Below are 10,473 nucleotides of genomic sequence, written 5' to 3'. Positions count from 1 at the left end.
CCCCGCAGGCGCGCGCGCTGCTCAAATCCGTGTTCGGCTATGAGGATTTCCGGCCCGGCCAGGCGGAGATCATCGCCGCCGTGCTGGCCGGCGAGCCGGTGCTCGCCATAATGCCCACAGGCAGCGGCAAATCCATGTGCTATCAGCTGCCCGCGCTCGTCGACGGCAAGCTCACCGTCGTCGTCTCGCCGCTCATCGCGCTGATGCGCGATCAGGTGCGGCAGATGCGCGCCTATGGCGTGCCGGCGGCGACGCTCAATTCCATGAACGACGCCGCCGAGAATGACGAGGCGCGCCGCGGCATTCGCACCGGCGAATTGCGGCTCCTTTTCGTCTCGCCGGAGCGGCTGGTCATGCCCGGCCTCATCGCCGAGCTGCAACGCGCCGGCGCCGCCCGGCTCGCCATAGACGAGGCGCATTGCGTCTCCGAATGGGGCCATGATTTCCGCCCGGAATATCGCGAGCTCGGCGCGACGGCGGCGACGCTCGGCGCGCAAGTCGTCGGCCTCACCGCAACCGCCGACAAGGCGACGCGCGCCGATATCGCCCAGCGCCTGTTCCAGACGAGCCCGCACGTCTTTCTGCACAGCTTCGACCGGCCCAATCTGGCGCTCAATTTCGCCGCCAAGGACAGTCCGCGCCGCCAGCTGCAGCGCTTTTTGGACAAGCACCGCGGCGAGAGCGGCATCGTCTATTGCTCCTCGCGCGACGCCACCGAAAAGCTCGCCGCCTTCTTCGCCGAGCAGGGCCACGAGACCATCGCCTATCACGCCGGGCTCGAGCAGACGCTGCGCAATCGCAATCAGGATCGCTTCCTGCAAGAGGATGGCATTATCGCCGTCGCGACGATCGCCTTCGGCATGGGCGTCAACAAGCCGGACGTGCGTTTCGTCGCTCATGCGGACATGCCGTCCAGCGTCGAATCCTATTATCAGGAGATCGGCCGCGCCGGCCGCGACGGATTGCCGGCCGACACGCTCACGCTCTACGGCCTCGACGACATGGCCTTCCGCCGCCGACAGATCGATCAAAAGGAAGTGCCCGAGGAGCGCAAGCGCGTAGAGCACGACCGCTTCTCCGCGCTCGCCATGCTGTGCGAGACGCCCTCCTGCCGGCGCCAGACCTTGCTCGCCTATTTCGACGAGGAGAGTCCGCCCTGCGGACGCTGCGATATTTGTCTCGGCCAGGTGCAAGTCTATGACGGCGCCATAGACGCTCAAAAGGCGCTGTCCGCGGCGATGCGAACGGGGCAGCGCTTCGGCGCCGGCTATCTCGCCGATATACTCATCGGCGAGGCCAGCGAGGCCATTCGCCGGAACGGCCATGACGGCATCAAGACATTCGGCGTCGGCAAGGATCGCTCCAAGCAGGATTGGAGCGCGATCATTCGGCAATTATTCGCCGCGCGCGCTCTGGCGAGCACGGAGCATGGCGGCTTTCGCCTGACGCAGAAGGGCGAGGACATTCTCTTCGGCCGCGCGCAGATTTCCTTGCGCCGCGATCCGCTGACAGCGAAGGCGCCGCGCGGCAAGCGCGGCGAGGCGCCGCGCGCGACGCCGCTGGACGCGCAGGAGGAGCGCGTGCTGGCGGCGCTGAAGAAAAAGCGCCTCGAGCTGGCGCGCGACGCCGGCCTGCCCGCCTATATGGTCTTCCCCGATCGCACTTTGATCGAGATGGCGTCGCGCCGCCCGGCGACGCTCGACGAGATGCGCCGCGTGCAAGGCGTCGGCGAGCACAAGCTCGCGCAATATGGCGACGCCTTCCTCGAGGCGCTGTCGGACGCGCTGCGCTGAGCTCGCCGTCTCGGCGACGGCGATATGCGCCGAGCTTCGTCCCGGCCGCCTCCGTCACATGACCTCCGGCAAAATTTCCCGACGCGCTGCGAGGTTCCCGTGACATTTGCGCTTCGCTGAAAAGCGCGCGATCTTTTCGTTGCGGCGGAAGCGAAACAGGAGGCCATCTATGAATCGTGCAATCTTGGTGTGGCTGCATCGCTGGGCGGGTCTCACGATGGCGGGCTTTCTGATCGTCGTCGGGTTGACCGGAAGTATGCTCGCCTTTCTGCCCGAGCTCGATCATTTCTTTGCGCCAGAGATTCATCCCGGCCGCCACGCCGGCGCGGAGCTAGAACCGGCGGCGCTGCTGCGCCGCGCCGAGGCGCTCGCGCCCAATGCGCGCGTGAACACGGTCTATCTCGGCGAGGAAGGCGTCGCGCAGATCGGCGTCGAGGCGCGCCCCGGCGAGCCGCCGCTCGCCTTCGACAGCATCGCGCTCGATCGCGTCACCGGAGAGGAGCTCGGCGACCGCATAAAATGGAACGGCCTGCCGACCTCGCGCGCCGGCATAATGCCCTTCGTCTACAGCCTGCATTACGAGCTGGCGATGGGCCGCGTGGGCGCATGGATTCTCGGCATTGTCGCGCTCGTCTGGACGATCGACTGCTTCGTCGCCTTCTATCTCACACTGCCCCTGCCGAGCCGCGCCAATGTGCGCTCCTATCTCGCGCGCTGGAAGCCCGCTTGGCTCGTGAAGACTCGCAGCTCCGCCTATCGCCTCAATTTCGATCTGCATCGCGCCGGCGGCCTGTGGATGTGGGGCGCTCTGCTGATCTTCGCGTGGTCCAGCGTCTATATGGATCTCAATGGCGTCTATGCGCGCGTGACGAGCTTCTTCTTACATTATGAGCAGCCGATATGGGCCGCGACGCCAGACGCAGAGCCGCGCGCCGACAAGACGCCGCTCTCCTGGGAAATCGCGCAGGCGACCGGCGCGCGGCTGATGGAGGAACGCGCCGCCGCCGACGGCTTTTCCACCGGGCCGGTGACGGCGTTCTATCTGTTGCGCAACAAAGGCGTGTTCGAATATCGCGTGCATTCGTCGCGCGACGTCGGCGACAGGCATGGCGCCACCTCCATCTTCTTCGACGCCTATAGCGGAGAGCTTCGCCGCCTCGATCTGCCGACCGGCCAGCATTCCGGCAATACGCTGACCGCCTGGCTGGTCGCCCTGCATATGGCGAGCGTGTTCGGCCTGCCCTATCGCATCTTCGTCTGCGCGCTCGGCCTCGTCATCGCCATGCTCTCCGTCACCGGCGTCTATATCTGGTGGAAGAAGCGCGCCGCGCGCAAGGCGCATTCGTCCGCGCACGACCTCCAGAAAGGTCTCGCGAAAGTATCATGACAGATTGGCGATAGGAGTCGAAATAGAGTGCGTTATAAGAGAGCGGCTGCTCTGTTCGGGGCGAGCATCGTCGTGAGGTTCATGTGAGGTTTCGTTCCGACGCCTATTCTCCGGCGACGCGCGCAGAACCATTTTTTTTCTCGGCTCTGAGCGAAGGGCGAGGCGCGCTGTCGAGCGCGCTTTCATCCTATCGTCTGCGTCGTAGCCTGCGCGACATGGCGATGATTTCGGTCTTCGCGCTACCGGCGCTCGCTCTCGGCGAAGAGCAGACGGAAGATAGCGCTACCGCGCAGGCGCGCGCGCGAGACGACACCAAGAACAGCGGCGCGCCCAAGGCGAAGAGTCTCGGCAAGGACGTCGCGGGCGTCTTCGTCAATGCGTCGGTCGCCGATTCCGGCTATTCGCCGGGCTTCGTGATGCGCGGCTTTCCCGGCGGGCTCACTCTGTTCGACGGCGCCGCGCATGGCTTCGCCGCGCAGGACGTCAATCTCTCGACGATCGATCACGTCGAATTCTACAAAGGCCCCTCCGCCATGCTGTTCGGCAAGGCGCTCGGCGGCTATGGCGGCTCGGCCAACTATATTCGCAAGGCGCCGACGACGGAGAGCTTCGCGCGTGGAACGGCGACGATCGGCGCATATGACGTCTATCGCACGGCCTTCGACGTGAATGCGCCGCTGAACGACGCCGATACGCTGCTGTTTCGCATGACAGGCTTCGCGCAGAGCGTCGGCAGCTTCGTCGATCATGTGCGCTCGCGCGGATTTCTCGTCGCGCCGGCAGGAACGCTCGTCCTCGACAATGGGGACAAGGCGACCTTTCGCGCCGAATATCACGCCGCGCGCTTCGTCTATAACGACGGCCTCCCGGCCGCGCCGATCTTTCTGCACGCGCCGCGCTCCTTCTATGCCGGCGAGCCGGCCAATGAGCATGAAACGCCGAATTCGGCGGACTTCACCTTCACCTATGAGCACGCCTTCGACGCCGCTTGGTCACTCACATCGGTCGTCGATTATTCACTGAACGGCAGCAAATACGGCTGGTTTCTCGGCTGGGGCTATGACGGCCTCCATTCGGTGACGCTCGGGCGCCCCGCGCGAACGCATCAGGCGTCGCGAAATTTCGACGCGCAGCTGCGGCTGAACGGACGCTTCGCCACGGGCGATGTCGGCCACAGCGTCTTTCTCGGCCTCGAGCATTGGGATTATTTCTACGGCCATGACGAAACATTCTCGCGCGATCCGCTGCCGAACATCGACATAGGCGCGCCGATCTATCCGCTCGGCGTCGATTATTCCGGCGCGCAATGGTCCAATGGCGCGGCGCGCGCCTGGAGCCGCTCCGTCTATGCGCAGGATCTGATCGATCTGTCGCCGCAATGGCGCATTCTTCTCGGCGGCCGCTACGATCTCCTGGCGCAGCGCGAAACCACTTTCGATCCTTTCGGCGCGCTCTCTGGAACATCCTCATCCACGCTCGGCAAGGGAACGCGCGGCTATTTCAGCCCACGCGCCGGCCTATTGTTTCGGCCGGACGATGAGACACATCTCTTCGCGGCCTTCGGCCGCTCGCTCATTCCCAATATTTCGGTGCGAGTGAGAGGCGGCGACGCGCCGCCGCCGCAGCAGGACACGCAATATGAGATCGGCTTCGAGCGGCGCTTTCCCGAATTTAAAGCGCGATTCGAGGCGGCCCTGTTCGATGTGACGCGCGACCATGTCGCCATCGCCGATCCGGCCGCTCCCGGCGGCTTCTATTCTCTCGTCACCGGACGACAGCACAGCCATGGCGTCGAGCTCCATCTCTCCGCCGAAATTCTTCCCGGCCTTCAGGCGAGCAGCGCAGCCACTTTTCTGCACGCCGTCGTCGCCAAGGACTCCAATGTCCCTTCGCAAGCGGGCAGCGATCTCCTCGGCGCGCCGCGCCGCGTCTTCAGCATCAGCCTCGACTATAAGCCGGAATGGGACGTCCTGCGCGGATTGGAGCTCGGCGCGAGCTATTATTATGCGAGCGCGGCGGAAGCGACCTTGCCGAATGTCTATGGTTTCACGCTCGCGCCGCAGCAGATGCTCGGCGCCTCGCTCGGCTATCGTTTCGACGAGCATTGGAAGCTCGATGTGAGCGCGAGCAATCTCACCGACCGGCCGAATTTCATATCCAGCGGCGCGCTCTATCGCGGCGAGCCGCGCTCGATCTCGGCGACCTTATCGTTCAAATATTGAGCGCTCACCCGCGCAGCGTCGCGCCGATCAGCACGAGGCAAGGTCCTTCGAGCGTCTCCTGCGCGACACGCTGCGGCAGATCATGAATCGTGCCGGCGATGATGCGCTGCTGCGGCGTGCTGGCGCGCTCGACCAGAAAAGCCGGCGTCGCCGGGTCCATGCCCTCTTCGAGCAGGCGCTTCGACAGAGCGGGAAGCGTGCGATTGCCCATATAGACGGCCGTCGTCGCGCGACTGTCGGCGAGCGCGCGCCAATCTATGTCCTCGGGGAATTTGCCGTCGCTCGTATGCGCGGTGACGAATTGCACGCGGCGCGCCGTGTCGCGATTGGTGAGCGAGACTTCGAGCGCCGCCGCGGCCGCCAGCGCCGCCGTCACGCCGGGCACGATCTCCGCCTCGAGGCCGGCGGCGCGAATGGCTTTGATCTCCTCATTGGCGCGGCCGAAAATCATCGGATCGCCGCCCTTGAGGCGCACGACATTCTTGCCTTCCTTGGCGAGCTTCACCAAGAGAGCGGTGATCTCCTCCTGCTTCACCGAAGGCGCATAGCCGCGCTTGCCGACATTGATGCGCACCGCCTCGCGCCGCGCGAGATCGAGCACGGCGGCGGGCACCAGATCGTCGAAGAGAACGACATCGGCGCCGACCAGCGCGCGCAACCCTTTCAGCGTCAGCAACTCGGGATCGCCCGGCCCGGCGCCGACCAGTGTGACGCGGCCCCGCGCGGAAGCTTCGTCGGCGCGGCGCGTCTCCTCGAGCAAAGCGTCGAGGTCGCTGTCCTGCGGCGCATGTTCGATGCGCGCGAAAGCCTCGCGCGTAAAACGCCGCCAGAAATCGCGGCGCGCGAAAAAATCGAGGCCGGAAGCCATCACGCGCGGACGAAAGGCGCGCGCCGCTTTCGTCCAGGCGGAGAAGCTCGCCGGAATCAGAGTCTCGACGCGGGCGCGCACCGCCTGTGCGAAAGCCGGCGCCGCGCCGCTGGTCGAGACGCCGATCACGAGCGGAGAGCGATTGACGATGGCGCCCATCAAAAAATCGCTGAGCGCCGGCCGATCGGTGAGATTGACGGGAACGCCATGCGCCTTGGCGGCGTCGCGGAACGCTTGCGCCTCGGCGTCGTCCTCGATGACGGCGAGCGCCATGGCCGCGCCGGCGAGATCATCGGCGCGCCAGCCGCGCACGATCAGCGTGAGATGCGGCCGCGCCACGGCGACCGCCTTCAGGCGCGGACAAGGCTCCGCCGCGAAGATATCGACCTGCGCGCCAGCCGCGGCGGCGAGGTCCGCCTTCCACGCCGCGCCATCGGAGCCGCCGGCGACGACGACGCGCCGCCCTTCGAGCGCGTAGAACACCGGCAGGGTCGCGAGTTCCTGCATCAGCTCGGCTGGGACTTCGTCTGGCTTGCGCGTCAAATCGGCTCTCTCTCCACGCTGTCATCAAGTTTCCGGCCGAGCGTTCGGCGCCTCCCCCACTCCCCACTCGCGGGGAAAAGGAAAGCGGCGAGCGCAGCGCGAGCCGGTCGGAAACCATATCACGAGGGCATTTAGCCTCTATCCGGCAAAAGAAAAAGCGGCCCGCGAGGGCCGCTTTCGCCAACCGAACGTAAGGTTCGGATTACTTCTTCTTGCCGTCCGCGCCGAACTGGCTGAGATAGGCCCAGACATTGTCCTGGTCCGCCTCGGAGGCGAGGCCCGGGAACACCATTTTGGTGCCGGCGACCTTGGCCTTCGGATTCTTGACGAACTCCTTGAAGGCGGCCTCGTCCCAGGTGATGCCGGAGCCCTTGAGCGCGTCGGAATAGGTGTAGCCCTCGACCGTAGCGGCCTTGCGGCCGTTGATGCCGTTGAGCTCGGGAGCGACGGCGTTCTTCGCCGTCTCGCCGACTTGGTGGCAGGCCTTGCACTTGTTGAAGACCTTCTCGCCCGCCGCGGGATCGCCGGCGGCGATCGCCTGGCCGGCCGTGGCGACGAAAGCGACGCTCGCAGCGAGCGCCAGTTTGGAAATGATATGCATCCTCGTTCCTTTCCTCGAAGCGTCGTCCCCTGGGAACCGACTGTCTTGGTCTTTCCGGCCCCGGGCGTGACGCCAGCGCCGATCGTTCATCCCGCGGTCGGGAAACTATATCGGAGCGCTATTGGTGACAATATGCTCCGCTCGCTGAACGCAGCGTGAAATCTAGTTATGTAACGCGGCGCAGCGTCAGATTTATGCGTCCGCCCGCGGAAAAGAGCGACGAGGCGAGCTTCGGCGCGAGTTCCGGCAGCAGACGATCGACGCCGTGAAAGCGCAGCCGCGCCGGCCCGCCCAGCGTCAGCACATCGCCCGACGACAGCGCGAAGACGCGCGACGAATCGGAGCGCTTGCCGCCGCCGAGGCGAAATCGGCAATCGGCGCCGAGAGAAACCGAGAGGATCGGCGCCGAAAAATCGGCCTCGTCGCGATCCTGATGCAGTCCCATTCGCGCATCCGGCGCATAGAAATTGACGAGGCAGGCCTGTGGCGGACGCGGATGATCGGCGAGCGCGGCCCAGGCGTCGAGCAGCATTTGCGGCATGGGCGGCCATGGCGCGCCGGTTTCGGGATGGCGCGCCTCATAGCGATAGCCGCGCGACTGATCGCTGAGCCAGCCGAGCGGACCGCAATTGGTCATGCGCACGGAGAAGGGCTGTCCCGTGCGTGGCATGGTCGCCGTGAAAAAAGGCGCGGCGGCGATCACGCTCTCCAATTCGCGCAGCAGCGCCGTCTGCGCGGCCTCGTCGAAATAGCCGCGATAGAGGCGAACGCCCGGCTCCATCTCCGCCATGATCGCTCCCTCGGACGCGGAGCGGCCGCGCGTCACCGGTCGAGCACTTCCTTGGTCGCGACGGTCGAATCGGAATTGAGCCGATAGACGATCGGCACGCCGGTAGCGATCTCGAGCGAAGACACAGATTCGGGCGTCAGCCGATCGAGCACCATGGCCAGCGCGCGCAGCGAATTGCCATGCGCGGCGACCAGCACGCGCTCGCCGCGCATGGCGCGCGGCAAAATCTCCTGGCAGTAGAAGGGCAGCACGCGCGCCACCGTATCCTTGAGGCTCTCGCCGCCGGGCGGCGCGACGTCATAGGAGCGCCGCCACAGCCGCACCTGCTCCTCCCCCCATTGCTGGCGCGCCTCGTCCTTGTTGAGGCCGGAGAGGTCGCCGTAATGGCGCTCGTTCAGCGAGCGGCTGCGAATGACCGGCACATCCTTCTGCCCGAGCTCCTGAAAGACGAGATCGAGCGTATGCTGCGCGCGCAGCAGCAGCGAGGTGAAGCCGATGTTGAAGCGCAGATCCATGCGCTTGAGCTCGCGTCCGGACCGCCGCGCCTCGTCGATCCCCTTGGGGGTCAGATCGGGATTCTTCCAGCCCGTGAACAGGTTCTTGGCGTTCCACTCGCTTTCGCCATGGCGGAGGAGGACGAGAATGCGGTCCATGCGGGCTTTGTCCCTCGAATCGAACGATGCGGCGCGCGATCAGGCGCCGGCGAGGCCGAGCACATCGGCCATGGAATAGAGGCCGGCCGGCCGGCCTCGCGTCCAAAGAGCGGCGGCGATGGCGCCGCGCGCGAAAATGCCGCGATCCTCGGCGCGATGGGCGAGCTCGATGCGCTCCCCCGCCCCGGCGAAAATCACCGAATGCTCGCCCACCACAGTGCCGCCGCGCAGCGAGGCGAAGCCTATGTCGCCCTCGCGGCGCGCGCCGGTGAGCCCGTCGCGGGCGCGGGCGCTATGCTCGGCGAGGGAAACCTCCCGCCCCCGCGCCGCCGCCTCGCCCAGAAGCAGCGCCGTGCCGGAAGGGGCGTCCACCTTCATGCGGTGGTGCATTTCGACGATTTCTATGTCCCAGGCCGGGCCGAGCGCCTCGGCGGCGCGCTCCACCAGCACGGCGAGAAGATTGACGCCGAGGCTCATATTGCCGGAGCGCACCACGGGAACGCGCTCGGCCGCGACGGCGAGCGCGGCGAGATCGTCGCTCGAAAAGCCGGTCGTGCCGATGACATGGGCGACGCCCTGCGCCGCAGCGAGGCCGGCCGCCGCCACTGTCGTCGCGGGCGTCGAAAAATCAATGGCCACATCGGCGGTCGCCAGCGCGGCCGCCGCATCGGCTGAGAGCCGCACGCCATTGGCGGGCCGCCCGACCAGCAGGCCGGCGTCCTCTCCGAGGACGAGCGAATTGGGCGACACGACCGCTCCGGTCAGCGCGACCCCTTTCGTCTCGCCGGCGGCGGCGATCAGCATCCGGCCCATGCGGCCGGCGGCGCCGACGACGACCAGCCGCACATCGCTCATGACGCTCGCCCCCCTTGAATCCGCGCGGCCTCACTCGAGCCGGCGGCCAGTCTATACAGCCCCGATGCGCGAAAGAGAAGGGGAGACGCCCCACCCGATCGGGCGGCTATTTGCCTTTCGGGCGGAAGGCGACGACGCGCGCCGGATCGGTCTCTATATAGGCCGCGCCGATGAGATCGAGACAATAGGGCACGGCCGGCATCACGGCGTCGAGGCACAGCTCTATGGCGGCCGGCTTTCCGGGCAGGTTGATGACGAGGCATTTGCCGCGATGCGCGGCCAATTGCCGCGAGAGGATGGCGGTCGGCGTCTGCGCCAGCGACACTTTGCGCATCAGCTCGCCGAAGCCGGGCAATTCGCGCGGCGCCGCGGCCAGCGTCGCCTCCGGCGTCAGATCGCGGGGAGAGGGTCCTGTCCCGCCCGTGGTGACGACGAGGTCGCAGCCGAAATTGTCGGCGAGTTCGATGAGCGTGTCGCGCACGCTCTCGAAACCATCGGGGATGAGCCGCCGCTCGATGCGGAAGGGCGTCGTCAGCACCTTCTCGAAATAGGCGGCGATGGCCGGTCCGCTGATGTCCTCATAGACGCCGGCGCTGGCGCGATCGGAGGCGGTGACGACGCCGATGACGGCTTCCTGCTTTTCTGTCATGCCCCGCACAATAGCGGGTCCGGGACGCGAGACAACCGAAAGCTCCGTCGATTGTGACGGGGCGCGGCGCTCGTTTCGAATTGCGCTCGTTTCGAATTGGGGGGGGGGGGGG

9 protein-coding genes are annotated in these 10,473 nt (G+C 66.3%); 3 read left to right on the top strand and 6 right to left on the bottom strand.

The window, feature by feature from the left end:
- The 3 genes from recQ to C5689_RS17845 form a co-directional block, all read left to right on the top strand.
- A partial coding sequence (gene recQ / locus C5689_RS17855; RefSeq protein ID WP_108918588.1) for a DNA helicase RecQ occupies positions 1-1,793 on the top strand: 1,793 nt, incomplete at its 5' end.
- A gap of 169 nt (positions 1,794-1,962) precedes the next feature.
- Entirely contained in the window at positions 1,963-3,180 is a 1,218-nt protein-coding gene (locus C5689_RS17850; RefSeq protein ID WP_108918587.1) for a PepSY-associated TM helix domain-containing protein, read from the top strand.
- Between the two features lie 215 nt (positions 3,181-3,395).
- A complete protein-coding gene (locus C5689_RS17845; protein ID WP_244594782.1) occupies positions 3,396-5,402 on the top strand; it encodes a TonB-dependent siderophore receptor in 2,007 nt (668 codons plus the stop codon).
- A 4-nt stretch (positions 5,403-5,406) separates the two neighbouring features.
- Here C5689_RS17845 and cysG read toward each other — a convergent pair whose 3' ends face one another.
- The 6 genes from cysG to mog form a co-directional block, all read right to left on the bottom strand.
- Complete coding sequence (gene cysG, locus C5689_RS17840; RefSeq protein WP_108918586.1) at positions 5,407-6,813, bottom strand: siroheme synthase CysG; 1,407 nt, start codon at positions 6,811-6,813, stop codon at positions 5,407-5,409.
- Positions 6,814-7,015: 202 nt separating this feature from the next.
- Positions 7,016-7,414, bottom strand: coding sequence for a cytochrome c-554 (locus tag C5689_RS17835; protein WP_108918585.1), 399 nt, complete (start codon positions 7,412-7,414; stop codon positions 7,016-7,018).
- A gap of 166 nt (positions 7,415-7,580) precedes the next feature.
- Entirely contained in the window at positions 7,581-8,204 is a 624-nt protein-coding gene (locus C5689_RS17830) for an alpha-ketoglutarate-dependent dioxygenase AlkB family protein (protein WP_108918589.1), read from the bottom strand.
- A gap of 32 nt (positions 8,205-8,236) precedes the next feature.
- Positions 8,237-8,857 carry a 2,3-bisphosphoglycerate-dependent phosphoglycerate mutase gene (locus C5689_RS17825; RefSeq protein WP_108918584.1) on the bottom strand — a complete coding sequence of 207 codons (621 nt, stop codon included), beginning with the start codon at positions 8,855-8,857 and terminating at the stop codon, positions 8,237-8,239.
- A gap of 39 nt (positions 8,858-8,896) precedes the next feature.
- Positions 8,897-9,712 carry a 4-hydroxy-tetrahydrodipicolinate reductase gene (gene dapB / locus C5689_RS17820; RefSeq protein WP_108918583.1) on the bottom strand — a complete coding sequence of 272 codons (816 nt, stop codon included), beginning with the start codon at positions 9,710-9,712 and terminating at the stop codon, positions 8,897-8,899.
- 106 nt (positions 9,713-9,818) lie between these two features.
- Positions 9,819-10,361 (bottom strand): molybdopterin adenylyltransferase, encoded by a 543-nt coding sequence (gene mog, locus C5689_RS17815; RefSeq protein WP_108918582.1) that lies wholly within the window; start codon positions 10,359-10,361, stop codon positions 9,819-9,821.
- Positions 10,362-10,473: the final 112 nt, after the last annotated feature.

It is taken from the genome of Methylosinus sporium, from assembly GCF_003113265.1.
GTDB classification, from domain to species: Bacteria; Pseudomonadota; Alphaproteobacteria; order Rhizobiales; family Beijerinckiaceae; genus Methylosinus; species Methylosinus sporium.
Note: the sequence above shows the minus strand (reverse complement) of the source record. Positions and strands in the feature narration are given on the sequence as shown.

Coding starts and splice junctions, on each gene's coding strand:
- C5689_RS17850 (WP_108918587.1), top strand. CDS start 1,963: ATGAATCGTGCAATCTTGGTGTGGCTGCATCGCTGGGCGGGTCTCACG.
- C5689_RS17845 (WP_244594782.1), top strand. CDS start 3,396: ATGGCGATGATTTCGGTCTTCGCGCTACCGGCGCTCGCTCTCGGCGAA.
- C5689_RS17835 (WP_108918585.1), bottom strand. CDS start 7,414: ATGCATATCATTTCCAAACTGGCGCTCGCTGCGAGCGTCGCTTTCGTC.
- C5689_RS17830 (WP_108918589.1), bottom strand. CDS start 8,204: ATGGCGGAGATGGAGCCGGGCGTTCGCCTCTATCGCGGCTATTTCGAC.
- C5689_RS17825 (WP_108918584.1), bottom strand. CDS start 8,857: ATGGACCGCATTCTCGTCCTCCTCCGCCATGGCGAAAGCGAGTGGAAC.
- dapB (WP_108918583.1), bottom strand. CDS start 9,712: ATGAGCGATGTGCGGCTGGTCGTCGTCGGCGCCGCCGGCCGCATGGGC.
- mog (WP_108918582.1), bottom strand. CDS start 10,361: ATGACAGAAAAGCAGGAAGCCGTCATCGGCGTCGTCACCGCCTCCGAT.